Source organism: Streptosporangium nanhuense (genome assembly GCF_059358815.1).
On record NZ_JCADBG010000026.1, the window covers coordinates 69,905 to 93,318 of the forward strand.

A 23,414-nucleotide genomic window follows, 5' to 3' on the forward strand; every position below is an offset into this window, starting at 1 on the left:
CGTCACGACGGCGTGCCGGCCGGACGGTCGGCGAGCACGCAGGCGACGGGCGGGTCGAGTTCGAGGGTCTCGACCCGGAGGTGGGTGAAGCCGGCCTGGACGAGCATGTCCTGGAGCTCCTGGACGGCTCGGGCCGTGGTGTCCCGGGTGGCACCGGGGCAGCAGGGCTGGCTGACGAGCGCGATGCGTCCCGCGGGGCGGAGCAGGCGGCGCAGCTCGCGAAGCCGCTCCACCGGGTCGGGCCAGAACCCCACGGAGTTGACGGCGAGGACGGCGTCGAGCGGGTCGCCGAAGTCCGGCAGCCGCTCCACGGAGGCGCGCGTGAGGCGCACGCGGCGGGCGCGGACGGCGGCGGCGTTGCGACGGGCGGCCTGGCGGACCATGGCCTGCGAGTGGTCGACGCCGAAGACCTGGCCCTGAGTGGCGCGGGCGGCGAGCTCGGCGATGGCGATTCCGGGACCGAAACCGATCTCGAGCCCCCGGTCGGTGGGCCGCACGTCCAGTAACGACACCACCCAGATGTTGCGCCGCCGGTTGGAGGGGCGATGAGCGAACATCCGGCCGACCGCCCACCCGACGAGGCCCCGGGGGTGGTGCGCCTGGCGAACCAGTCTTCTGAGCGCGCGTTGCCTGAGAGATGTGTCCGCTGTTCGCATGATCGCCAGTCAACGGCTTCAAGTACGCTTGAAGTCAAATGGACGAGCAGCTGACGATCGGCGAGCTGGCGAGCCGCACCGGTGTCGCCACCTCCGCCCTGCGCTACTGGGAGGAGCTCGGCCTGCTCCCGGCGCCGGCCCGGGTCTCGGGCCGGCGGTGTTACCCGCCGTCGGCGGTCGAGCTGGTCGGTGTGGTGCTGTTGCTGCGAGATGTCGGTTTCACGTTGCGGGAGGTCAAGGCGTTCGTCGCGTCTCGGCCGGCCGGCGACGACTGGCGGGAGCTGTGCCGGCGCAAGCTCGCCGAGCTGGATCAGCGGATCGCCCAGGCCCAGGCGGCACGCACCGCCATCGCCCACGGCCTCGCCTGCCCGCAGAGGGACGTCTTCGAATGCTCCACCTTCTCCGGCATGGTCACGGCACGCCTGGCGGGATCCTCTCTCGAGGAGGCTCATTCGCACTGACCTCGCTGCTGGGATACCGGCGGGATGCTGCCGGGATCCGGCGGTGGTCCGGCCACCGCCGTCCACCCGCCGCCGTCCACGGACCGGATCGGCCGCCGTCGGCGGCTCGACCCGGTCCCGTAACGCGTCAGCGATCACCAATCGGACAGGCGCATCCGGTCAGCCGACCGGCCTGTCGAGGGGCACGCTCTAGTAGCGGGGTTTGCGGCTCAGGGCGACGCCCGCCACCAGGAAGATGCCGCCGATCACCCCGGCGCCTATAGCTCCGGGGGTGTTGGCGGGGGTGCTGCTGGCCTGGAAGACGGCGGTGACGACGCCCATCACGCCGCTGATGTAGCAGAAGATCGTGATGAAGATCTTGACGTTGGTGCTCACTGGATTCCTTCGGGGGTGCGACGGCCGCCGGGCGGCGCGTCGGGGGCGGTACCGGCTGCGGTGAACCCGAGGAGCATCACCCAGGCGTTGGGGTCTGCGCGGAACCGGTTCCAGCGGTCGGCGGCGAGGGCGAACTCGCGGAGCGACAGCACGCCGGCCGTGAGGAGCGGCTGCAGCCGTCCCGGGCCGAGGTGGGGGGCGAAGTCATCCGTCGGTCGGGTGTCGTTGGTCGTGGCGAACGGGCGAAGGGCGACCTCCGTGAAGCCGGTGTCACGTAACAGGCGGGTGAGGCGGCGGCCGATCGTGCGGTCGCCGCCGGCGGCCTGCTGGGTCGCCGCCAGCTTGGCGTGGATCCCGGCCAGTTCCGGATAGGCCGGCTCGGCCAGGCCCCAGCAGGAGGCGTCCACCTCGGTGACCAGGATCCGGCCACCGGGGCGGAGGATCCTGCGGGCCTCGGCGAGGGCCGGCGCGGGATCGGGAAGATGCTGAAGGACGTACCGCAGGAGTACGTATCCCGCGCTCGCCGTCTCCAGCGGCAGGTCGGCGGCGTCGGCGACGATCAGCTCGGCACCGGCGCCCTCGGCGTGGGCGAGCAGGTCCGGGTCGATGTCCACGGCGACGAGTGACAGGTCGGGCATGGCCCCGCGCAGCCGCCTGGTGATCGCGCCCGACCCCGCGCCGACCTCGACCAGCGGGCCTTTCGCGGCGGTCAGGCCCAGCTCGCGCAGCAGGCTCAGTTCCTCGTCGAACGAGAGCGCCGCCTGGGCCTCCAGCCGGGCCAGCTCGCCCGCCATCCCGCCCGCCGTGGTGGCGGCGGGGTCGTACGAGCCGGCGTTCGGCGGCAGCGGTGCCGGGGTGGGGACCGGCCGCGCGGTGTCGTGGCCGGTGACGGTCGCCGTGGGGTGCGGGGGTGCGGGGGTGGTCGTCATCGGGGGCTCACGATCGTGTGCGTGACGTGCTGCGGGCGGTGGTCATCGGGAACCCACGATCGGGAACGGTGGTCATCGGGGGCTCACGATCATGCGCATGCCGTGCTTCGGCCGCAGCGTCACCAGTGCCTCCGGCTCCACCGGGAAGCCGGGTTCCAGCGTGAGCCGTACCGACTGGGAGAGCATCGCCAGGACCAGCGTCGCCTCGGTCAGTGCCAGGTGCCGGCCGATGCAGATGCGCTCGCCGCCGCCGAACGGCAGGTACAGGTGGCTCGGGAGGTCGGCACCGTCGAAGCGGTCGGGTACGTACGCATCGGGGCGGTCCCAGTAGCGGGGGTCGCGGTGCAGGACCCACTGGCTGACGCAGACGAGCGTGCCGGGCGGCACCGGGTGGCCGTCGAGTTCGTCGGGGCCGGTCGCGCGGCGGGAGATGAGCCAGACCGGGGGGTACAGGCGCATCGCCTCCTGTACGGCCCGGCGGCACAGCGGCAGGTCGGGCAGGTCGGTGGCCGCGGGACGGCGGGTGCCCAGGACCCGGTCTACCTCGGCGCGGATCCGTTCCGCCTCCTCCGGGTGGCGGTCCAGAAGGTAGAGGGTCCAGGTCAGGGCCTTGGCGGTGGTCTCGTGACCGGCCATGATCAGGGTCAGCACCTGGTCGCGGAGGTCGGCGTCCGTGAGGGAGCCGAGCATGGTGTCGAGCAGGGTGCCGGTGGTCGGCGGGGAGGCGCGGCGCGAGGCGATGACCGTACGCGTGATCATGTCGAGGAGGGCGCGGGCGCGTACGTAGCCCTGCCGCCTGCGGACCGTGCCGGACGGGTCGGGATCGGGGTCGGGTACGTAGTGGCCGATGAAGCGGTTGACGTCGTCCACCGCCCGGCCGAACCCGTCGCCCGCCGCGCCGAGGTCCACGTCGAGCACCGCGCGGGTCAGGATCGACAGGGTGAGCGAGGTGAGGTGGTGGTCGATCGGCTGGGGGGCGCCGGTCTCGGCGGGGCCGCGCCAGCGTGACAGCAGGGCGGCGGTCTCGTCGGTGATGATCTCGTCGAAGGAGGCGACCGCGCCGCGGCGGAAGGCCGGGGCGCACAGCCGTCGCTGGCGTGTCCACTCCGCGCCGGTGCTGGTGAGCAGGCCGTTTCCGAGCAGCGGGCGCAGCATGTGGTCGTCCGGCGTGTTCTCCTTCGTGTAGTTGCCGACGTTGTCCTTGAGGATGTGCCGGGCGAGATCCGGACGGTGCGCCATGAAGACGGTCTCGCCGTTCGCGTGATGGGCGGTGACGTCGCCGTGGCGACGGGCCAGGCCGGTCACGAACCCCAGCGGATCGCTGCGCATGTCTCCCATGTCCACCGAGCCGGACGGGCCAGGGGGAAACCGCGTGCCGGTAGTGGTCACCGACACCTCCGTTCAACGTGCCTAAGTATCTCCATTACGTATTCACGGGTGCCGGATATACGTATTGAGTATTATTGATGATTCCATCCGTACTGTGGGATGCTGCCAATGTAACACCGCGTCGAAGAAGGTATCAATACTTACATGAATGGCGAATAAATTAAGTCTTGGTATGCGCCGCCCGGCATGCGAGAGTCCATTTCAGTTGCCGACGCAGAAAGCAGCGGCAAACACCCGAGAGGGAGAATCGCATGGCACTCGAACCGCAGGAGCGCGCGGAATTCATCAACGCCTACACCCGCACGCTCATCACCGCCTGGTCGGACGAGGAGTACGCGGCCCGGCTGACCGCGAACCCGCGTGCCGCGCTGGCCGAGTCCGGGCTGGTCGTCCCGGAGGACGCCGAGATCGTCATCGTCCGGCACATCCCCGAGGGGCACGAGGAGGGCAACCTGGACGTCCAGGTCGGTCTGTGGGAGGTGGGCCTGGCGACCGGGCAGTTCGAGTTCCACATCCCTGAGACGCCGGTGGTCGACGCCGCCGAGCTCAGCGAGGGCGACCTGTCGGACATCTCGGCCGGCGCCGAGGCGGAGGCCTGCTACTACTGCTGCTGCCCCTGCTGCTGCTGCACCTGATCTCCGGCGCCTTTTTCATCATGATTTGAAAATCGCCGTGCCGTTCCCGTTCTCGTCTCCATCGGAGGAATAAGTCGATGGCTTCCGCCGCCGCGGAAAATGATCCGGTCGCCGTCACCGGCCTGAACAAGCGTTACGGAGAGCACGTTGTGCTCACCGATCTGAACCTGCGGGTGCACCCGGGTGAGGTGTTCGCCCTGCTCGGGCCGAACGGCGCGGGAAAGACCACGACCGTCGAAATACTGACGGGAGTACGGCGGCGAAGCGGTGGAGACGTGCAGGTCCTCGGCCAGGATCCGGCCAGGGACCCGCGGGAATGGCGGGCGCGTATCGGGGTGGTCGGCCAGTCCACCGGCGCCTATCCCGATCTCACCGTGGGTGAGGTGGTGAGACAGTTCGCCGCCATGTACCCCAGGCCGCTGCCGCCCACGCAGGTGCTCGACATGGTCGGCCTGGGAACGTACGAGAAGAAGAGGACCACGGAACTGTCCGGCGGCCAGCAGCGCCGCCTGGACGTGGCGGTCGGCGTGATCGGCGACCCCGAACTGATCTTCCTTGACGAGCCCACCACCGGGCTCGACCCGGTCGCCCGCCGCGAGGCGTGGGACCTGGTGCGGTTCTTCTCCGGGCGCGGCCGCACCACGGTGCTGACGACCCACTACCTGGACGAGGCCGAGACACTGGCCACGCGGGTGGGAGTGATCGCGGGCGGGCGGCTGGTGGCCTGCGGGCCGCCGGGCGAGCTGGGCGGGCGGGAGACGACCCCGGCCACCGTGTCGTTCCGGCGCTCCGAGTCGCTGGCCGGCCGGGACCTGCCCGGCCTGCCCCCGGGGGCGGTGCTCGAACCGGGACCGGCGGGCGCCGGCGACCCGGTCACCGTGCTGACCTCGGAGCCGACCCGGCTGGTGAGCCTGCTGGGTGACTGGGCCGGGGCCGAGCTGCCCGAGCTGACCGTGCACCGGCTCACCCTGGAAGAGATCTACCTCAACCTCATCGACCGGCACCGGGAACAGCCGGAGGAGAACACGTGAACGTCACGGAACCCGTTCGCGCGCCCGGCAGCGGGCCGCTGTCCGACCTGTGGCGGGCCAGTGCCGCCCGGTCGTCGGTCGAGCTGAAGTCGTTCTTCCGCAACAGGCAGTCGCTGGTCTTCACCCTGTTCTTCCCGGTGATCCTGCTGGTGGTGTTCGGCGCGATCTTCACCGGCAAGGTGCAGGGCACCGAGATCGATTTCCGGCAGGTCTTCATGGCGGGCATCGTGGCCGCAGGTGTGATGAGCACCGCCTTCTCCGGGCTCGCCATCAACATCGCGATCGAGCGGGACACCGGGCTCATCAGCAGGCTGGCGATGACGCCGATGCCCAAGTCCGCCTACTTCATCGGCAAGCTGGTGAAGGTCGTGGTGACCACCGTGGTGGAGATGGCGCTGCTGCTGGGCATCGCGGTGACCGCGTTCGGGCTGCCCCTGCCCGGCACCGCGCAGCGCTGGTTCACCCTCGCCTGGGTGCTGACGCTGGGCACCGTCACGTGCGCGCTGACCGGGATCGCCTACAGCGCGGCGATCCCGAACAGCCGTTCCGCCGCGGCGATCGTGACACCGGTGTTCATGGTGCTGCAGTTCATCTCCGGAGTCTTCTACCCCTTCCACCAGCTTCCCGCGTGGATGCAGACCACGGCCGCGCTGTTCCCGGTGAAGTGGATGGCGCAGGGGTTCCGCGCGGTCTTCCTGCCGGACGCCTTCACCGTCGTGGAACCGGCGGGCGGCTGGGAGCTCGGCCGTGTCGCGCTGGTCCTCGGGCTGTGGGCGGCCGGCGGCCTGCTGCTGACCGCGCTGACGTTCGGCTGGCGCAACGCGCGCGTGCGGTGACCCGTCCAGGCACCCGGCGTGTGCGGCGATCCGGCCGAGTACCCGGTGTGTGCGGCGATCCAGCCAAGTACCTGACGTGTGCGGCGATCCGGCCGAGTACCCGGCGCGTGCGGCGATCCACCCGGGCCCCTGATCAGGCAAGTGACAGCAAGGGAAACTGACGCGTGACGGCAGGCACTCAGATCCGGCTCCCCGCCCACCTGTCCCACCCCTTCTCCCCCTCGGGACGGGCCGACCCCTATCCGGCCTACGACTGGCTGCGCTCCCACGCCCCCGTCCACCACGACGCGACGTCGCGGCTGTGGCTGGTGACCGGGCACGCCGACTGCGCCGCCGTACTGCGTGACCGGGGGTTCTCGGCGAGCGCCGGGCAGCAGGGGCGGGCGCGCGGCGAGGAGTTGCCGCCGTCGATGCTCACCACGGACCCGCCCGACCACACGCGGCTGCGCGCGCCGGGACTGCTGCTGCTCGGACCGGCGGCGATCGCGTCGGTGGCCGGGGGGATCGCCGCCGACGTGGACGACCTTCTCGAACGGCTGGCGGGCGGGACCGTGGTCGACGCGGTGAGGGAGATCGGGAGCCCGCTGGCCACCTCGGTCTTCCTGCGGCTGTTCGGGCTGGCCGAGAGCGACGGGAAGGTCTTCGCGCAGCTCGCCCAGGCGGCCTCGATCAACCTGGATCCGCTGGCCGGGCCGCAGGTCGCGGCGCTGGGCAGGTCGGCGATGGCGGAGCTGAGCCGGTTCCTGGACGGGCACCTCGCGGTCGCCGCGCCCAGCCCGCTGACCCGGTTCGCCGCCGACGACCGGCTCACCCGGCCCGAGATGCTCGGGGTGCTCGGGCTGGCCGTGGTGGGCGGCTGGCAGCCGCTGGCCGAGGCGATCGGCAACGCGCTGTACTGGCTGCTGCCCCGCCCGGAGGCGCTGGCCGCGCTGCGCGAGGGCGGCGACGAACTGGCGCGCACCGCGATGGACGAGCTGCTGCGGCTGGAGGCGCCGATCCCGTTCACGGCCAGGGTCGCGGTCGAGAACGTGACACTGCCCGGCGGGGAGGTGCCCCGGGGGGCCAGGGTGCTGGCGGTCGTGGCCGCCGCCAACCGGGATCCGGCCGTCTTCGACAGGCCCGGGGAGCTGCTGCTCGGCCGGACGCCCAACCCGCACCTGGCCTTCGGCGGGGGACCGCACTTCTGCCTGGCGGCGCAGCTCGTCCGGCAGACCGGGGCGGTGCTGCTGTCCCGGCTGGCCCGGCGGTTCCCGGCCGCGTCACTGGCCGACGCGGAACCCGCCTGGGCCGCCACCCTGATCCCCCGGCGGCTGCGCGCGCTCCCGGTGAACCTGGACGCCGACCCTGCGGACCCGGGTGCTCTCCTTGCGGAGCCGGGTGCTGTCCATGCGGAGCCGGGTGCTCCCCCTGCGGAGCCGGGTGCTGTCCATGCGGAGCCGGGAGGCGGGGATGCGTGCTGAGGTGCTGGTGATCGGCGCGGGGGTCAGCGGGCTGACCTGCGCCACCCGCCTGGCCGAGGCCGGGGTACGTACCGTGGTGGTCGAGGCCAGGTCACGAGTGGGCGGCCGGATACGGACGTTCCGGCCCGCGGACGGCGGGCCCTCGCTGGAGCTGGGCGCGCAGGTCGTCCACGGCGACCGCAACCCCGTACACGAGATCGTGGAGACCGAGACGGCGCCGAGGCCGGCCGCAGCCCGGGTGGTCAGCGGGCGGGTGGGCCGTCCCATGGGGGCGCTGGCCCGCACGCCGAACCCGCCGTGGGCGCTGGAGGCACGGCTGAACGCCGAGGGCGCCCGGGCCGGTGAGTCGGTGAACGGCTGGCTCGCGGACAGGGGCGGGCCGCACCCGGTGGCGAGCGAGTGGTTCCGGCAGATCTGGGCCGCCGACCCGGACCGGCTCAGCGCCGAGGGCGTGGCCGCGGCCCAGCGGGGGGACACCGCCGGGCGGGGGGAGTTCGTGGTGTCCGGCGGGTTCGACCTGCTGCCGCGACGGCTGGCCGCGGGGCTCGACGTGCGCACCGGCTGTCCCGTCGAGGTGCTCGGCTGGTCTCCGGGACGGGTCGGCGCGCGGACGCCGGCCGGGACCGTGGAGGCCGGGCGGGTGGTGGTGACCGTGCCGCCCTCCGTCGTGGCCCGCGGCACGCTCACCATCAAGGACCTGCCCGGCCACAAGGCCGAGGCCGCCCGGGACCTGGCCGGCGGGGACGGCTGCTGCGTCGTCGCGACCCTGTCCGTCCCCGCCCCGGAGACGGCGTCGGTGTTCGACGCGGACGGGGCGGGCGGTTTCGTGAGCTGCCGGGAGGGCCGTCCCGAGGCGCTGATCGTGGCCAGGGACGCGGCGGCCGCCTGCGTGCGCGCCGCCTCCGGTCCCGGCCTGTCGGCCCTGCTCGCGGTGGCCCTGCCCTGGGCCGCGCGGGCCCGGGTGGTGGACACGGAGGTCGCCGACTGGGGGACCGACCCGTGGAGCGGGGGCGCGTTCACCGCGCCGCTGCTCGGCGCCGAGCGCGCTCCCGCGACCTGGGCCGAGCCGGTCGCGGACACGCTGTTCTTCGCGGGCGAGGCCACGGTCTCGGGGACGCGACTGCCGTGGGTTCAGGGGGCGATCGCCAGCGGGGCGATCGCCGCCGACCGGCTCCTGGAGGCGATGGGCTGATGACGTCTTACCCTTGTCCGGAACGACCGCACTCAGGCTGGTACCTACCGGCCTTCACCTCGGAACTGACGGCCGAGGTGACCCCCCTGGAGATCGGGCCCCGGCGGCTGGTGGCCGTACGGGACGAGACGGGGATCCGCGTCTTCGACGCCGACTGCCCGCATCGGGGCGCGCATCTCGGCTACGGGGGACGGCTCTCCGGCGGCTGCCTGGTCTGCCCGTTCCACGGCCGCCGGATCGCGCTGGGCGACGCCGGCGGGCGGCTGTCGGTGCGCGAGCACCACGTGGTCGTCTCCGGTGAGGCCGTGTTCGTCCGGCTCTCGGACGGGCCTGACGACGACCGGGGGCTCACCAGGGCGCTCAAGGAGCTGGAGGCGACCCACCCGCTCACGGCGGCCGTGGTCAGGCCGGTGGACGCCGATCCGGCGCTGATCGTGGAGAACGCCTTCGACATCGACCACTTCACCGAGGTGCACAAGGTGCCACGGCTGCGCGGGATGGCGCATCGGGACGGGGAGGAGGGCGAGCTCGTCATCGAGGGCGAGTTCGTCATGGGGGCCAAGCCGGGGAGCGCCTCCGGGCAGCGGGTCACCCGGGCGCGGTTCCTGGCCCGTGCCTACAGTCCGGGCGTGGTCGTCACCCGCTTCGGGCCGCCGGGCTGGGAGCAGGTCATCGTCACCGCCGCCGTGCCGTACGAGAGGGGCGGGTGCGTGGCGCGGGTGGCGATCGGGGTCCGCCCGGAGCAGCGGGGGGAGCTGCCGCTGCTCATCCACGGCAGCGAGCGCGCGCTCGCCGAGGACGCGGTGATCTGGGAGCGGCTGAACCCGCGGGCGGTGCCCCGGTTCGACAGCAGGGACGTGGCGGTGGTGGCCTACCGGGAGTTCTGCTCGACCTTCGGGGAGCCGGGCTCCGGGGAACCGGCCCTTGGGGAACCGGGCTCCGGGAAGCCGGCCTCTGCGGGGTCTGCCTCCGGGGAGTCCGCTCTCGGGAGGCCCGCGTGAACGGGTTGCGGGTCGTCGCGTCGGGGACGGGCCCCGCGGTGCTGTGGGTGCACGGCTACACCATGGACCTCACGCTGTGGAGACCGCTGTGGGAGCTGCTGCCGGGCTGGCGGCACGTCGGCGTGGATCTTCCCGGTCACGGCGGCTCCGAACCGCTGCGCCCCGGTACGACTCTGCCGTCGCTTGCATTACGGCTGACTGAAATCGCCGAGGCCGAGCGGGCGGACCGGGTCGTGGGACTCTCCTTCGGTTCCAGCGTCGCGCTGCAGATGGCGCTGGAGGCGCCCGAGGTCGTACAGCACCTGGTGCTCGCGGCGCCGACGCTCGGCGGCGCGCCACCCGACCCCGCGGCCCGGCGGCGCTACATGGAGCTCATGATGGTGCGCAGGGCGGGGGGCGGGCCGGAGCAGATGGCCGAGCTGTGGATGAGCTCCCCGCCGGACATCTTCCGCGGCACCGAGGCGCACCCCGAGCTGCGGGCCCGGCTGCGCGCGGTGATCGGCGGGCACTCCTGGGCCGAGCTGGACACGGGGGCGATGGCCGCCCTCAGCGCGCACCGGCACCCGCCCGAGGACCTGACCCGGATCGAGGCCGCGACCACGGTGGTCGTCGGCGACTCGGACATGCCCACCTTCGTGGCCAACGCCGAGACATTGCGGCGTACGGTCCCCCGATGCCAAATTCGGACAATCCCTAACTCCGGACACCTTCCTCTACTAGAACAGCCGGAAATGTCAGCAAAAGTGGTATTTGCGGGACTGGCGTTATCTGAGAGAGTAGATCGGGTTTGAGGCTGTTGTACGAGCGTTTGCAGTTGGACACCCGTAAGGGGGGTTAGTTGCCCCTGTTGTTGAATTTCTTCGGCATGACCATCATGGTCCTCACCGAGCTCAGCCTCGGCGACATGACGTTCCTGTTCGGCCACCACCTCGTGGAGACCGGCGAGCCACAGCTGGTCGTGAAGCTTCTCACCGACAAGCCCTCGGACGGGGAACTGCTGGTCCACCGTCCCGACGGGATGTTGCTCCAGCGTCGCGTGTTCCGCGGATGGAGCACGATGCCACCCCCTCTCCCCCCGTTCGCCGTGCTCGACCACCTCTTCCTGGTGATGCGCGCCGTCGTCATGGCCAAGGACGACGCGACGGTCGCGCTGGTCGGCAGCTCCTGCTCGCCCAGCGCGGGCGTGGCGGCCGCGCTGGCCGGGCGGTCCTGGCGGCCGGTGTCGGGACAGCTCCTCGTGGTCGACCGGGCCACCGGCCACACGCTCCCCTTCCAGGTCCCGCTGGACCTGCGCGGCAGCGCCCTGGAGTCGGCCAGGACCGGCGGCCTGATCGGCCCGGAGGCGGCCCCCGGCAGCTGGCGGCGAGCCCAGCCGACGCTGGCCGGGGAGTCCGTTCTGGTCCGTCCGGAATTGCTGGGCCCGATCATCCCCATCACCGCCAGGCTCGCCCCGCCCACACTGGTCAGGCTCTGCCAGGGAGACGGCGACCGCTGCAGGCTGGAGCCCTGGGCCTTCCAGCCGCACGTCTGGCCGCCGAACACCTCGGACCTGGCCGACGCGCCCCGCTACCGGCTGCTCATGCCGGAGTTCGGCGGCGCGGAGGAGGCCGCGGCACTCATCGACGACATGATCCAGGAGACGCCATGCCCCGGCGGACCGCGTACGGCCCGGGAACACCTTGCTGGGTCGATCACGTCACCGTCGACCTGACCGGCGCGAAACAGTTCTACGGCGGCCTGTTCGGCTGGGAGTTCACCAGGGAGAACGATCGCGGCTACCACCTGATCACGTTGCGCGGGGAGATCATCGGCGGCCTCGGGCCCGGCCCGCTGGGCATGGGTCCCGGCTCGTCGTGGAACGTCTACCTCGCGTCCAAGGACCTCGACCACACCCGGACGGAGGTCGGACGCCTGGGCGGCCGCGTCGTGATGGGCCCGGTGCCCTCGGGCGAGGACGGCCGCCTCTGCCTGGCCGTCGACCCCTCGGGCGCGGCGGTCGGTTTCTGGGAGGGCGGCCGGGACGAGGGCGTGGTCCTGGTGGACGAGCCCGGCGCCCTGCGCGCCTGCGAGCTGCACACCGCCCGCCCGGCCGTGGCCGAGGAGTTCTATCGGGGTTTGTACGGTGACGTGCCCCTGACGATCCGTGCCTCGTCCAGGACCGGCTGGGTGCCGTTCTTCGGCATCCCCGGTGCCGGGAACGCCGAAGGCGCCGGGGCCCGTCCGCTGGGGTCGGGCCTGTTCGCCGATCCCATGGGCGCGGTCTTCGGCCTCACCAGCGGGAATTAATCCAGAAATGCGTATCACAATGAGCATAAATACGTATTAACAACATTCCCCGCCGTTGCGATGATTCCGGAGTGAGCAATTCTCGCATGGGAGGGGTATTTCATGGCGCCTGATGTGGTCGTCATCGGCGGAGGCCCGGCGGGAGCGATCTCGTCGGCGCTGCTGGCCCGGGCCGGCGCCCGGGTCCGCCTGCTGGAACGGGATTTCTTCCCCCGCTACCACATCGGCGAGTCGATCTCCTCTTCCTGCCGGGCCATCATCGACCTCGTCGGCGCCCGGGAGAAGATCGAGGCCCGCGGCTACCAGGTCAAGGAGGGCCTGCTGCTCCGCTGGGGCGCGGAGCGCGACTGGACGATCAACTGGCCGGACCTCTTCGGCGACCAGGTGCGCTCCTGGCAGGTGGACCGCGCCGACTTCGACGACGTCCTGCTCAGGCACGCCGCCGACCAGGGCGTCGAGGTGGTGCAGGGCGCGCAGGTGAAGAAGGTCCTCTTCGACGACGAGCGTGCCGTGGGCGTGGAGTGGACGCGCGACGGGCGCCTCCGGGAGTCCCCGGCCGACTTCGTGGTGGACGCCTCGGGCCGCGCCGGCGTGCTCTCCTCCCAGCACTTCCGCGACCGGCGGCCGCACGACGTCTTCCGCAACGTCGCCATCTGGGGCTACTACCAGGGCGGCGCCCTGCTCCCCCGCACCCCCCGGGGCGGCATCAACGTCATCTCCGCCCTCAACGGCTGGTACTGGGTCATCCCGCTCAGCGGCGACGTCTACAGCGTCGGCTTCGTCACCCACCAGGACCACTTCCTGGCCCGCAGGCCCGAGTTCCCCTCGCAGCAGGCGATGTTCCACGCCCTGGTCGCGGAGTCGGAGACGGTGGCGGAGCTGGTGGCGGGCGGCCGCTTCGAGGGCGAGGTCCGCGTCGAGCGGGACTTCTCCTACTCGGCCGACAGCTTCTGCGGCCCCGGCTACTTCCTCGCGGGCGACTCCGCCTGCTTCCTCGACCCGCTGCTCTCCACCGGTGTGCACCTGGCCATGTACAGCGGCATGCTGGCGGCGGCGAGCATCCTGTCCACGCACGCCGGGGAGGTCACCGAGCGCGAGGCGCTGGGATTCCACGAGTCCCACTACCGCAACGCCTACGGCCGGATGTTCTCCATGGTCGCCGGGTTCTACGAGCAGTACCGGGGCAAGAACAGCTACTTCTGGCTGGCCCAGCGTCTGGCCAGGGGTCAGTACCCGCAGCTGATGAGAAAGCGCGGCGGCGACGCCCCGGTGCCCTCCGACGGCGCCTTCGCCTCGATCACCTCGGGCCTGACCGACCTGGACGACGCCACCCGCGTCGGCGGCGCGGCCCCGCTGGACGCGATGGTGCTCGCCAACGAGCTGGTCGCCGGGAAGGCCGGCGGCCCGGCCTCGGGCACGAATCCCGGCGGCCCAGGCGGCCCAGGCGACGCGACCGGCCTGTACCTGGTCACCGAGCCGAGACTGGGCATCGGCAGGGCCGTCGACGCCGAACCGGTGGCCCCGCGCTGACCGGGGTCACCACTCCGGCGGACGGCCCGACCGGCGCCCCCTGACCGGGGACCGCCCCGGAGGACAGCCGAACCGGTGACCCCACTCCGGCGGACGGCCGAACCGGTGCCCCTTGACCGGGAACCGCTCCGGCAGGCAGCCGAACCGGTGACCTCACACCGAGCGGGAACCGCTCAGAGTCCGAGGGCGGTGGACAGCTGGTGCCGTCCTCGGATGCCGAGCTTGCGGTAGATGCGGCCCAGGTGGGTGTCGATGGTGCGCTTGCTCAGGCAGAGCCGCTCGGCGACCTCCATGCTGCTCATGCCCTGCCGTACGAGCTCGACGACCCGCTGCTCGGCGGGGGTGAGCACGATCCGGGCGTGCGGCGGCGGCGCGTCCGGCGCGTCGTGGTCGCGGCTCACCGACGGCTCGGCGGCGATCGTACGGGCGGCGGAGTGCTCGCCCAGCGCGGTGTAGGCCCTGGCGGCGTGGGCGCGCCAGGGCAGGCAGGCGGGGTTGGTGATGCCGCGGGCGGAGAGCCGGTGACCGCAGTCGAGGAACAGGCTCAGCGCGGTGACGTGGTCGTCGGCCGCCGCCGCGATCAGCCCCTGGACCTCCAGGACCATGCTCTTGACCAGGGGGTGGGCGTCCGCGGGGGTCGTCGTCTCGCGCATCAGCGCCGCGGCGTCCTCCGCGCGGTCCAGCCGGATCAGGGCCCGCGCGCCGCAGGCGCGGGCCGCCGTGGCGAGCACCCGCGCGCCGATCAGCTCGGCCCCCTCCCGCGCGTCGAGCGCGTCCCGCAGGCTGTCGGCGGACTCGCCCCGCCGGTGGCCGACGTCCGACCGCAGGAGCAGCCCGAGCGCGTGCAGGTCCGGCTGGTCCCAGGTGCGGGCGTCCTGCAGGATCCTGGCGCACACGTCGAGCGCCTCCTCGGGCCGTCCCGTCCAGCCGAACGCCAGCGCGGCGCCCACCAGGCCGGTCCCGACCGGACGATCCCTGCGGGAGCGTTCCCTGGTGGCCCGCATCGCCAGCCGCCTGGCGGTGTCCGGGTAGCGTCCGCCCGCCGCGACCATCGCCGCCAGCGCTCCGGAGAACTCCTTCGCCGCCGCGTCCTGCACGCCCGACACGGCCATCCGCAGCGACCTGCGCAGCCCGGTGCGGTATCCCGACAGCACCCCCTGCGCGCTGAGCCGCAACAGCGGCTCCCTCGGCGGGTCCGCCACGGTCGCCAGCTCGTGGGCCGCGGTGACGAACGGCCTGACACCCACCGTGCTGGCGGCCAGCGCGGGGCTGGCCAGGTTCAGCAGCGACCTGGCCCGCCGGGTGGGGTCGGGGGCGGTGGTGACCAGCGCCTCGGCGTGCCGGACGCAGGCGTCCAGGTCGTGGCGGAGCTCGACCATGCCGAGTTGCAACGTCAGCTCGTGGATGGTGGCCGGGTCGCCGGAGCAGGCGAGCGCGCGGCGCAGGTACCGGGTCGCGTCGTCGTACTCGCGGGCCGCGACCGCCTCGGTGGCCGCCCTGCGCAGCACCGGGACCCCCCAGTCGGAGTCGGTGAGCATCAGGTGCTCGGCGGTCTGCGCGGCCGGCGCGCCCAGCCTGTCCAGCAGCGCGGCCCCGCGCTCGTGCAGGCCGATCCGGGTCTGGTTGTCGATGCGCGACAGCACGGCGGCGCGGATCAGGGGGTTGCGGAACCGCACGGGCGGCCCCTCCGTGACGAGACCCGCCTGGACGAGGGCCCGGCGGGCCTGCCGGATCTGCGGCTCGCCCTGGCTCAGCAGGATCGCCGCCACGGTGATGTCGGTGTCCGGCCCCATGACGGCGAGCTGGGTGAGCAGCTCCGAGGCCACCGGGTCGTGGTCGTGCAGCCATTCGAGCACGGTGTCCGACAGGGCCGCCGTGCCGATCTCCAGCACCTGGTCGGCGTCGGGCTCGCCCGGGCTGATCCTGGCCTGCCGCATCCGGCTGGTCAGCTCGCGCAGCACCAGCGGGTTCCCCTGCGACAGCGTGTGGCAGAGCGCGGCCAGCTCCACGTCGGGCGGCGCGCCCAGCGCCTCCGCGACGAAGTCGGCCGTACAGGTGGCACAGAGCGGTCTGAGCTGGACGAACCGCGCGTACGGCAGCTTGCCCAGATCCGCGGCCGGCCCGGCCGGGGTGCTGCCGGGCAGCGTGGCGACCATCATCACCGGCAGGTCGTCCAGGCGGCGCGCGATGTAGGAGAACCACCGCAGCGACGGCGTGTCGGCGAAGGACAGGTCGTCGATCACGATCACCACCGGATGGTCCGCGACCAGGTCCCGGGTGATGTGGAACAGGTTGAGCAGCAAATCGTGGGTGGCCGCGCCGTCGCCGCCCGAGGCGCGGTCGAACTGCCTGCGGGTCCGCTCCCCGGAGGAGAGCACCGGGTCGAAGAGCTGGCGGACCATGCCGTAGGCGAAATGGCTCTCGCTCGGATGGCAGCGTGCCCGCAGCACCCGGCTGCGCGGGGGAAGCATCTCGGTAATGGCGCCGAGCAGGGAGCTCTTGCCCGTCCCGTTTTCCCCAAGAATTGACGCGACGGTCGGCTTTCCTGACCGGAGCCCGTCAATAGCCTCCCGGAATACAGTCAGTTCTCGGTCCCGGTGAAGAAGTGGAGCCATGCCCCATCGTCCCATTCTTCCGATACGGATCTCAACGGGTTGCGTGCCCGTCTTTCGTGGTGGCCGGGTTGTGAGCCCGACAGCCGCGGCGATACTGAGGTTCCCGGGCCCGCGCCCTAAGTATCGGCCGGGCGATGCGTACAATTTTTTGCGCATTCACCATCCGGTCTCCCCCGTGTTTAAATCCGCAATGAAGAGGGTGTCGAGAGCTTGATATAAAAAAGGCGGATGACGATGGAGAGTCCACGGCTGAAGGCTCATTTCCATGCGGAGGTCGTGGACGGATCGCGGGTCTTCCTGTACGCGGAGGGAAAGGACTTCCTCGTGCCGGGGAAGGCCGCCGCGGCGGTGCTTCCCCACCTCGACGGTCGCAGGACCGTGAGCGAGATCGTCCAGGAGCTGGCCGGCAGCGTCCCGTTCACCACGGTGCTGACCACGCTGCGCCGCTACGAGGCGGCGGGGCACCTCGCGGAGGGCAGGCCCGACCTGCCGGAGCGGGTGCTGGCCTACTGGGACGCCCTGGGCATCGACCCCGCGGCCGTCACCAGGGGCACGCCGGTCACCGTCTCGGCCGCCGAGGGGGTGGACGCCGCGCCGGTCGTGGACGCCCTGACCGAGCTGGGACTGAAGGTGGGCACCGGCGCGATCGGCGAGGCGCCCGCCGAGGGGGTGTCGGTCGTGCTCGTCGACGACTACCTCGACCCGGCCCTGGAGGGCCGCAACGCGCTGCAGCTGGCGTCCGGGCTGCCCTGGCTGCTGGCCAAGCCCGGCGGCGTCAGCCCGTGGCTCGGCCCCTACCTCGACCCCGACCACACGGGCTGCTGGTCGTGCCTGTCGCAACGGCTCAGCGGCAACCGCCAGCTGGAGCGCTACCTCGCCGGCAAGCGGGGCGAGCGGACGCCGCTGCACCCGATGCGCGCGCAGATCGCGGCGGGGCCGCTGGCGCTGGCCGGGATGCTGGCCGCCGAGGTCGCCAGGATCGTGGCGACCGGCGAGCCGGGCGCGCTCTGCGGCCAGATGGTCGCCCTCGACCTCGCGACCCTGGAGACCAGCAGGCACGTGCTCGTCCGCCAGCCGCAGTGCCCCTCGTGCGGCACCCCGCCCGACGACGACCCCAAGATCGTACTCACCCCGCGGCAGGCGAACCACGTCACCGACGGCGGCTACCGGGTCGATCAACCGCAGGAGACGTTCGACCGGCTGGAGCGGCACATCAGCCCGTACCTCGGCGCGATCACCAAGCTGAGGTCGATCGGCGGCGATCCCACCGGCCTCACCTTCAGCTACGCCGCCGGACACAACTTCGCGATGGTCAACGACAGCATGGACCTGCTCCGCCGCAACCTGCGCGGCCAGAGCGGCGGCAAGGGGCGCTCGGAGATCCAGGCGAAGGTCAGCGCGGTCTGCGAGGCGATCGAACGCTACTCGGGGGTCTGGCGCGGGGACGAGCCGGTCATCCGGGCCGCGTACGCCGACCTGGACCCGGCGACGGCCGTGCACCCGGACCGGATGCTGCTCTTCTCCGACGAGCAGCGGGCCGGGCGCAAGGAGTGGAACGCCGACCCGGCGCACCGGCTGCAGCAGGTGCCCGACCCGTTCCCGGAGACGGTGCCGTTCGACTGGTCGCGGGCCTGGTCGCTGACCCGCGACGAGGAGCGGCTGGTCCCGGCCGCCTACGCCTGGTACGGCCACCCCGACCTCTACGGCCACTTCTTCTGCATCGCCGACTCCAACGGCAGCGCCGCGGGCAACACCCTGGAGGAGGCCATCCTCCAGGGCATCTGCGAGCTGGTCGAACGCGACTCGGTGGCGCTGTGGTGGTACAACCGGCTGCCCCGCCCCGGCTTCGACCTCGACTCCCTGGACGACCCCTACGTGGGCGAGCTGCGGGCCTTCTACGACGGCATGGACCGCGACCTGTGGATGCTCGACCTCACCACCGACGTGGGCATCCCGGTGTTCGCCGCGGTCTCCCGGCGCCGCCACGAGGTCGAGGACGTCATGGTCGGCTTCGGCAGCCACCCCGACCCGCGCATCGCGGCGTTCCGCGCGCTCACCGAGCTCAACCAGTTCCTGCCCAGCGTGGAACGGCGTGACGAGGAGGGCAACACGCTCTACCGCGTGGACGACCCGGAGATGCTCGCCTGGTGCAAGGGCGCCGTGATCGACCGGGAGCCCTGGCTGCTGCCGGCCCGGGACCAGCCGCTCACCACCGTCGGCCCGCCCGCCCCCACCGACCTGGCCGAGTGCGTACGCCGGTGCGTGGACTCGATCGAGGCGGCCGGCTCCGAGGTGATCGTCCTCGACCAGACCCGCCCCGACCTGGAGCTGAACGTCGTCAAGGTGATGGCCCCCGGCCTGCGGCACTTCTGGCGCCGCCTGGCCCCCGGCCGCCTGTACGACGCCCCGGTGCGGCTCGGCTGGCTCGACCGCCCGACCCCCCAGGACGAGATCAACTCCTGGAACGTGTTCTTCTGAGACGGACGGTCCCCATGAACCCCATCATCGTCTCCCGGCTCCGCCGGGGCGCGTCGTTCACCGGCGAGCGCGTCCAGCTCGCCACCACGGTCCTCGACCTGAGGAACCTGTCCCAGGGACAGGCCACCGCACTGAAGCTGCTCGCCGAGGGCGACCACGACGACGCCGCCCTCGCCGCCGCGGTGACCACCGCGGACGGCGAGGCGGGGCTGCTGCGCTGGCACCTGCTGTTCCGCGGGCTGAACACCTCCGGGATGGTCGAGCACGCCGTCCAGGTGGACGGCGCCGTCACCGCCAGGCTCCATCCGGTCGGCCGGGGCTCGACGCTGCTCGCGGCGGCCCCGGCGGGTCCGGTGCGGCTGTCGCGTTTCGCCGAGGTGAGGGTGGTGGACGGCACGCTGACCCTGCGGGCGCCCGGCAACCATCTGGCCGTCGAGCTGACGCCGGGGGCCGCCGGGCTGCTCGGCGAGCTGGCGACCTGGAACACCGGGACGCCCGCCCCGCTGCTGCGGCTGCTCGCCACGGCCGGCCTGCTGGCGCCCGGCGGCCCGGACGGGGACTCCGACGGGGACTCTGACGGGGACCTGGAGACGACGGAGCGCGGCCCCGCGCAGTGGCACCCCGGCGACCTGGCCTTCCACTCCCGTACCCGCTTCCCCGCCACGGCCTCCGGGTACGGCGGGACCTATCCCCTCGGCGACCGCTTCCCCCCGGACCCGGTCTCACCGGCGCCCTCGGGCATCCGTACGGTCACGCTGCCGGTGCCCGACCTGGACGAGATCGCGGCCGGGGAGCCGTCGTTCACCGAGGTGCTCGAACGGCGCACCTCGATCCGCGCCCACGACCAGGAGGCGCCGATCACCCTCGCCCAGCTCGGCGAGCTGCTCTACCGGAGCCTGCGCAGGCGGGGCACCATGACGGGCAGCGACGGGCAGCGGCTGGCCAGCAGGCCCTACCCGAGCGGCGGGGCCGTCCACGAGCTGGAGGTCTACCCGCTGGTCTCCGCGTGCGAGGGACTGCCGGCCGGGCTGTGGCACTACGCGACCGACCGGCACGAGCTGGAACTCGTCGCCGAACCGGGCAAGGCCACCGGCGCGCTGGTCGGGGAGGCGCGGAAGGCCGCCATGATGGAGGCCGACCCGCAGGTCGTGCTGCTGGTGACCGCCCGGTTCGGCCGGGTGATGTGGAAGTACGAGACCGTCGCCTACCCGCTGGTGCTCAAGCACGTGGGCGTGCTCTACCAGACCCTCTACCTGGTGGCCACCGCGATGAACCTGGCCGTGTGCGGCCTGGGCGGCGGGGACGCCGCGGCCTTCGCCACCGCCTCGGGACGCGACCCGCTCCTTGAGGGCACCGTCGGGGAACTCGTCCTCGGCTCCCGGCCCCGGACGGAGGGGTAGAGCCCGATGAGATTCCGCTACCAGGCGCTGCAACGGATGCGCGAACCCGACGAGCTGGACTCCCCCACCCTGCTGGCCACCCCCCGGGGCTGGATCGCGGTCTTCGTCGTGATGATCGTGATGGCGGGCGGGCTGGTCTGGGCGTTCGCCTCCGAGCTGCGCATCTCGGTCGCCGCCCCCGGTGTCCTCACCCACCCGGGCGGCACCGCCCGCATCCAGAGCCACTACTCGGGCCTGGCCCGCCGCGTGCTGGTCCGCCCCGGCGACCGGGTGATCGTCGGCCAGTCCGTCGCGGAGCTGCAGGAGGCCGACGGCAAGACCCGGGAGGTGGCCAGCCCGTTCACCGGCCAGGTGGTCGGCACCACGATCAACGACGGCCAGGTCGTCGCCGTCGGCACCACGGTCGCCACGGTCGAGCGGACCGACCTGCCCGACGACCGCCTGGTCGCCATGGTGTTCGTGCCCGCCGACCGGGCCGCGTGGATCGCCCCCGGCCGCCCGGTCGACCTGGAGGTGTCCACCGCGCCCGCCGCGGCCTTCGGGCTGCTGCGCGGCACGGTCACCTCGGTCAGCCGCTATCCCCTGACCGGTGAGGCGCTGGCCGGGCTGGTGGGCGGCGACCTGGCCGCCAGGCGGTACGCCGCCGTCCAGGCCCCCCTGATGATCATCGTGGACCTGATCCCCAAACCGGGCACGCACTCGGGATACACCTGGTCGACCGCGCAGGGCCCGCCCGTGCGGCTCGACTCCCAGGTGACCGTGTCCGCTTCCATCCACCTGGGCGAGCAGACGCCGTTCGACCTGGTGCTCGGGCGCTGAGCGGAGGAGGCACCGATGACGAACACGACAGTCAAGCCCGCCAAGCCCGCCAAGCCCGCGGCCAAGAAGAAACAGCCGCAGGCCCCGCGCCCCCGCAGGAGGAACCGCCACCGGGTACCGACCGTGATCCAGATGGAGGCGGTCGAGTGCGGCGCCGCCGCGCTGGCGATGGTCCTGGGCCACTACGGCAAGCACGTACCGCTTGAGGACCTGCGCGGCCGGTGCGGGGTGTCCAGGGACGGCTCCAAGGCGTCCTCGATGCTCGCGGCGGCCCGCTCCTACGGAATGGTCGCCAAGGGCTTCCAGGTCGAGGCCGAGCTGCTGCGCGACCAGACCGGACCGGTGATCATCTTCTGGGCGTTCCAGCACTTCATCGTGGTCGAGGGGCTGGTGACCCGGTTCGGCCGCACCATGGTCGCGGTCAACGACCCGTCGTCGGGCCCCCGGCTGATGGAGTGGTCGGAGTTCGACTCCGGCTTCACCGGCATCATGCTGACCTTCGAGCCGGGGCCCGACTTCAGGCCGGGCGGCGAGCGCGCCAAGCTCAGCAAGGCGCTGCTGCAGTGGCGGCTGCCGTCCGGGCGCGCCCTGCCGCTGGTGCTGCTGGCCAGCGTGCTGCTGCTCCTGCCCGGCATCGCGGGGCCCGCCTACTACCGGGTGTTCATCGACCGGGTGCTGAGCGGCAACTCCCCCGGCGTCCTGCCACCGCTGCTGATCGTGATGGCGTTCACCGCGGCGGCCGTCTTCGTGCTGACCTCGGTGCAGCAGTACTACCTGTTACGCCTGGAGATCAGGGTCGGGCTGGTCGGCTCAGCCCGCTTCTTCCGGCACCTGCTGCGGCTGCCCATCGAGTTCTTCCTGCAGCGGCGCCCGGCCGAGGTCGCCAAGCGGATCTCCACCAACGACACCGTGGCCGAGATCCTCTCCCGCGACCTCGCGCTGACCGTGATCAACATGGCGCTGGTGGTGTTCTACGCCGCCCTGCTGGTCCGCTACGACGTGCTGCTCGGCGTCATCGGCGTCGGCATGGCGGCGCTGAACATCCTGGTGCTGCGCTGGGTGGCCCGGGCGCGCAAGGACGCGGTCACCGCGCTCCGTACCGACCGCGGCAACCTCACCGGCACCACCTTCGCCACGCTCAGCATGATCGAGACGGTCAAGGCCACCGGCGCGGAGCCCGACGCCTTCACCCGCTGGGCGGGCTTCCTGGCCAAGGTCGTCTCCGCGCAGCAGCGGCTCGGCGTGCCCACCGCGGTGCTGGTCGTCGTCCCGCCCCTGCTGGCCACCGTGAACACCGGCCTGATGCTGCTGATCGGCGGGCTGCGGGTCGTGGAGGGCGCGCTCAGCGTCGGCATCCTCATCTCCTTCCAGACCCTGCTGGCCGCGCTCAGCAGGCCGGTCACCCAGCTCACCAACCTCGGCGGGCGGCTGCAGGACCTCAGCGCCGACGCCAAGCGCATCCACGACGTGGAACGGCACCCGATCGCCCGCTGCTTCGAGCGCACCGGCGACGAGACGGAACTCTCCTCGCGCCTGGAGGGCCACCTCGAACTGCGCGACGTCACCTTCGGGTACGGCCCGCTCACCGACCCCATCATCGAGAACCTCTCGCTGAGCATGACACCGGGCAGCCGGGTCGCGATCGTGGGCGGCTCCGGCAGCGGGAAGTCCACCCTGGGCCGCCTGCTGACCGGCCTGTACGAACCGCGCTCCGGACGGATCCTGCTCGACGGCCACCCGCTGGACGAGATCCCGCGCACCGTGCTCGCCAGCTCGATGGCCTACGTCGACCAGGACATCGTGCTGTTCGCCGGGACCGTGCGCGACAACCTGACCCTGTGGGACGAGGCCGTCCCCGACGAGGTGGTGCTCGCCGCGCTGCGCGACGCCGCCGTCTACGACGCCGTGCTGGCCCGCCCCGGCGGGATCAACTCGTTCGTCCGCGAGGACGGCCGCAACTTCAGCGGCGGCCAGCGGCAGCGGCTCGAACTGGCCCGCGCCCTGGCCGCGGAACCGACCCTGCTCATCCTCGACGAGGCCACCAGCGCCCTGGACCCGGAGACGGAACGCGTCATCATGGACAACCTGCGCCGCCGCGGCTGCGCCTGCCTGCTGATGGCCCACCGGCTGTCCACCATCCGCGACGCCGACGAGATCATCGTCCTGGACGGCGGCCGGGTCGCCGAGCGCGGCGGCCACGAGGAACTGCTCGCCGCCGACGGCATCTACGCGCGCCTGTTCAACACCGGAGGAGGACTGTGAACGGGATCCATGCCCAGACCGTCCGGTTCCGGGCCGAGCCCTCCCACACCGGAGGAGGG

The 23,414-nt window shown here is 72.4% G+C and carries 20 protein-coding genes; 15 read left to right on the forward strand and 5 right to left on the reverse strand.

What is annotated here, in order from left to right:
- Nucleotides 1-2: 2 nt before the first annotated feature.
- Nucleotides 3-557 (reverse strand): class I SAM-dependent methyltransferase, encoded by a 555-nt coding sequence (locus AC5L38_RS36615; protein ID WP_495247394.1) that lies wholly within the window; start codon nucleotides 555-557, stop codon nucleotides 3-5.
- A gap of 137 nt (nucleotides 558-694) precedes the next feature.
- Here AC5L38_RS36615 and AC5L38_RS36620 point away from each other — a divergent pair, with 137 nt between their 5' ends.
- Nucleotides 695-1,117, forward strand: coding sequence for a MerR family transcriptional regulator (locus AC5L38_RS36620; RefSeq protein ID WP_495247395.1), 423 nt, complete (start codon nucleotides 695-697; stop codon nucleotides 1,115-1,117).
- A gap of 189 nt (nucleotides 1,118-1,306) precedes the next feature.
- Here the strand turns inward: AC5L38_RS36620 and AC5L38_RS36625 are convergent, their stop codons facing one another.
- The 3 genes from AC5L38_RS36625 to AC5L38_RS36635 all read right to left on the reverse strand — a co-directional run bounded on the left by AC5L38_RS36625 (nucleotide 1,307) and on the right by AC5L38_RS36635 (nucleotide 3,810).
- Nucleotides 1,307-1,492 (reverse strand): hypothetical protein, encoded by a 186-nt coding sequence (locus tag AC5L38_RS36625; protein ID WP_495247396.1) that lies wholly within the window; start codon nucleotides 1,490-1,492, stop codon nucleotides 1,307-1,309.
- Complete coding sequence (locus AC5L38_RS36630) at nucleotides 1,489-2,421, reverse strand: class I SAM-dependent methyltransferase (RefSeq protein WP_495247397.1); 933 nt, start codon at nucleotides 2,419-2,421, stop codon at nucleotides 1,489-1,491. Before AC5L38_RS36630 ends, AC5L38_RS36625 begins: the two co-directional genes overlap by 4 nt.
- Before the next feature lie 72 nt (nucleotides 2,422-2,493).
- Nucleotides 2,494-3,810, reverse strand: a complete 1,317-nt coding sequence (locus tag AC5L38_RS36635; RefSeq protein ID WP_495247398.1) for a cytochrome P450 — start codon at nucleotides 3,808-3,810, stop codon at nucleotides 2,494-2,496.
- A gap of 251 nt (nucleotides 3,811-4,061) precedes the next feature.
- On the opposite strand from AC5L38_RS36635, the gene AC5L38_RS36640 reads away from it, so the two are divergent.
- The 10 genes from AC5L38_RS36640 to AC5L38_RS36685 all read left to right on the forward strand — a co-directional run bounded on the left by AC5L38_RS36640 (nucleotide 4,062) and on the right by AC5L38_RS36685 (nucleotide 13,781).
- Complete coding sequence (locus AC5L38_RS36640; RefSeq protein WP_495247399.1) at nucleotides 4,062-4,445, forward strand: hypothetical protein; 384 nt, start codon at nucleotides 4,062-4,064, stop codon at nucleotides 4,443-4,445.
- A gap of 77 nt (nucleotides 4,446-4,522) precedes the next feature.
- The gene (locus AC5L38_RS36645; RefSeq protein WP_495247400.1) at nucleotides 4,523-5,476 is read left to right on the forward strand and encodes an ABC transporter ATP-binding protein; all 954 of its coding nucleotides are present in this window, start codon (nucleotides 4,523-4,525) and stop codon (nucleotides 5,474-5,476) included.
- Nucleotides 5,473-6,312 (forward strand): ABC transporter permease, encoded by an 840-nt coding sequence (locus tag AC5L38_RS36650; RefSeq protein WP_495247401.1) that lies wholly within the window; start codon nucleotides 5,473-5,475, stop codon nucleotides 6,310-6,312. The genes AC5L38_RS36645 and AC5L38_RS36650 overlap by 4 nt, the downstream gene beginning before the upstream one ends.
- 164 nt (nucleotides 6,313-6,476) lie before the next feature.
- Nucleotides 6,477-7,772: a cytochrome P450 gene (locus tag AC5L38_RS36655; RefSeq protein ID WP_495247402.1), complete on the forward strand. Its 1,296-nt coding sequence runs from the start codon at nucleotides 6,477-6,479 to the stop codon at nucleotides 7,770-7,772.
- Nucleotides 7,762-8,964, forward strand: a complete 1,203-nt coding sequence (locus AC5L38_RS36660; protein WP_495247403.1) for a flavin monoamine oxidase family protein — start codon at nucleotides 7,762-7,764, stop codon at nucleotides 8,962-8,964. Before AC5L38_RS36655 ends, AC5L38_RS36660 begins: the two co-directional genes overlap by 11 nt.
- Complete coding sequence (locus AC5L38_RS36665) at nucleotides 8,964-9,965, forward strand: Rieske 2Fe-2S domain-containing protein (protein WP_495247404.1); 1,002 nt, start codon at nucleotides 8,964-8,966, stop codon at nucleotides 9,963-9,965. The genes AC5L38_RS36660 and AC5L38_RS36665 overlap by 1 nt, the downstream gene beginning before the upstream one ends.
- The gene (locus AC5L38_RS36670) at nucleotides 9,962-10,756 is read left to right on the forward strand and encodes an alpha/beta fold hydrolase (RefSeq protein ID WP_495247405.1); all 795 of its coding nucleotides are present in this window, start codon (nucleotides 9,962-9,964) and stop codon (nucleotides 10,754-10,756) included. Before AC5L38_RS36665 ends, AC5L38_RS36670 begins: the two co-directional genes overlap by 4 nt.
- 74 nt (nucleotides 10,757-10,830) lie before the next feature.
- The gene (locus AC5L38_RS36675) at nucleotides 10,831-11,676 is read left to right on the forward strand and encodes a hypothetical protein (protein WP_495247406.1); all 846 of its coding nucleotides are present in this window, start codon (nucleotides 10,831-10,833) and stop codon (nucleotides 11,674-11,676) included.
- Complete coding sequence (locus tag AC5L38_RS36680) at nucleotides 11,610-12,251, forward strand: VOC family protein (RefSeq protein ID WP_495247407.1); 642 nt, start codon at nucleotides 11,610-11,612, stop codon at nucleotides 12,249-12,251. Before AC5L38_RS36675 ends, AC5L38_RS36680 begins: the two co-directional genes overlap by 67 nt.
- 102 nt (nucleotides 12,252-12,353) lie before the next feature.
- A complete protein-coding gene (locus tag AC5L38_RS36685; protein WP_495247408.1) occupies nucleotides 12,354-13,781 on the forward strand; it encodes an NAD(P)/FAD-dependent oxidoreductase in 1,428 nt (475 codons plus the stop codon).
- Nucleotides 13,782-13,954: 173 nt separating this feature from the next.
- Here AC5L38_RS36685 and AC5L38_RS36690 read toward each other — a convergent pair whose 3' ends face one another.
- Complete coding sequence (locus tag AC5L38_RS36690) at nucleotides 13,955-16,552, reverse strand: ATP-binding protein (protein WP_495247409.1); 2,598 nt, start codon at nucleotides 16,550-16,552, stop codon at nucleotides 13,955-13,957.
- Between the two features lie 78 nt (nucleotides 16,553-16,630).
- On the opposite strand from AC5L38_RS36690, the gene AC5L38_RS36695 reads away from it, so the two are divergent.
- Genes AC5L38_RS36695 through AC5L38_RS36710 form a run of 4 tightly spaced genes read left to right on the forward strand, consistent with a single transcriptional unit; the run spans nucleotide 16,631 to nucleotide 23,355 of the window.
- Nucleotides 16,631-18,874, forward strand: a complete 2,244-nt coding sequence (locus AC5L38_RS36695; RefSeq protein ID WP_495247447.1) for a TOMM precursor leader peptide-binding protein — start codon at nucleotides 16,631-16,633, stop codon at nucleotides 18,872-18,874.
- Nucleotides 18,875-18,888: 14 nt separating this feature from the next.
- Nucleotides 18,889-20,274, forward strand: coding sequence for a SagB family peptide dehydrogenase (locus AC5L38_RS36700; RefSeq protein ID WP_495247410.1), 1,386 nt, complete (start codon nucleotides 18,889-18,891; stop codon nucleotides 20,272-20,274).
- Between the two features lie 6 nt (nucleotides 20,275-20,280).
- Complete coding sequence (locus tag AC5L38_RS36705; protein ID WP_495247411.1) at nucleotides 20,281-21,093, forward strand: biotin/lipoyl-containing protein; 813 nt, start codon at nucleotides 20,281-20,283, stop codon at nucleotides 21,091-21,093.
- Between the two features lie 15 nt (nucleotides 21,094-21,108).
- Nucleotides 21,109-23,355 carry an NHLP family bacteriocin export ABC transporter peptidase/permease/ATPase subunit gene (locus AC5L38_RS36710; protein WP_495247412.1) on the forward strand — a complete coding sequence of 749 codons (2,247 nt, stop codon included), beginning with the start codon at nucleotides 21,109-21,111 and terminating at the stop codon, nucleotides 23,353-23,355.
- The last annotated feature ends 59 nt before the right edge of the window (nucleotides 23,356-23,414 follow it).

What these genes read in the sequence shown, in the direction of transcription:
- AC5L38_RS36685 (WP_495247408.1), top strand. Translation starts at nt 12,354, where the DNA reads ATGGCGCCTGATGTGGTCGTCATCGGCGGAGGCCCGGCGGGAGCGATC.
- AC5L38_RS36620 (WP_495247395.1), top strand. Translation starts at nt 695, where the DNA reads ATGGACGAGCAGCTGACGATCGGCGAGCTGGCGAGCCGCACCGGTGTC.
- AC5L38_RS36705 (WP_495247411.1), top strand. Translation starts at nt 20,281, where the DNA reads ATGAGATTCCGCTACCAGGCGCTGCAACGGATGCGCGAACCCGACGAG.
- AC5L38_RS36640 (WP_495247399.1), top strand. Translation starts at nt 4,062, where the DNA reads ATGGCACTCGAACCGCAGGAGCGCGCGGAATTCATCAACGCCTACACC.
- AC5L38_RS36660 (WP_495247403.1), top strand. Translation starts at nt 7,762, where the DNA reads ATGCGTGCTGAGGTGCTGGTGATCGGCGCGGGGGTCAGCGGGCTGACC.
- AC5L38_RS36690 (WP_495247409.1), bottom strand. Translation starts at nt 16,552, where the DNA reads ATGCGCAAAAAATTGTACGCATCGCCCGGCCGATACTTAGGGCGCGGG.
- AC5L38_RS36710 (WP_495247412.1), top strand. Translation starts at nt 21,109, where the DNA reads ATGACGAACACGACAGTCAAGCCCGCCAAGCCCGCCAAGCCCGCGGCC.
- AC5L38_RS36675 (WP_495247406.1), top strand. Translation starts at nt 10,831, where the DNA reads ATGACCATCATGGTCCTCACCGAGCTCAGCCTCGGCGACATGACGTTC.
- AC5L38_RS36700 (WP_495247410.1), top strand. Translation starts at nt 18,889, where the DNA reads ATGAACCCCATCATCGTCTCCCGGCTCCGCCGGGGCGCGTCGTTCACC.
- AC5L38_RS36680 (WP_495247407.1), top strand. Translation starts at nt 11,610, where the DNA reads ATGCCCCGGCGGACCGCGTACGGCCCGGGAACACCTTGCTGGGTCGAT.
- AC5L38_RS36645 (WP_495247400.1), top strand. Translation starts at nt 4,523, where the DNA reads ATGGCTTCCGCCGCCGCGGAAAATGATCCGGTCGCCGTCACCGGCCTG.
- AC5L38_RS36695 (WP_495247447.1), top strand. Translation starts at nt 16,631, where the DNA reads ATGGAGAGTCCACGGCTGAAGGCTCATTTCCATGCGGAGGTCGTGGAC.
- AC5L38_RS36630 (WP_495247397.1), bottom strand. Translation starts at nt 2,421, where the DNA reads ATGACGACCACCCCCGCACCCCCGCACCCCACGGCGACCGTCACCGGC.
- AC5L38_RS36665 (WP_495247404.1), top strand. Translation starts at nt 8,964, where the DNA reads ATGACGTCTTACCCTTGTCCGGAACGACCGCACTCAGGCTGGTACCTA.
- AC5L38_RS36615 (WP_495247394.1), bottom strand. Translation starts at nt 557, where the DNA reads ATGTTCGCTCATCGCCCCTCCAACCGGCGGCGCAACATCTGGGTGGTG.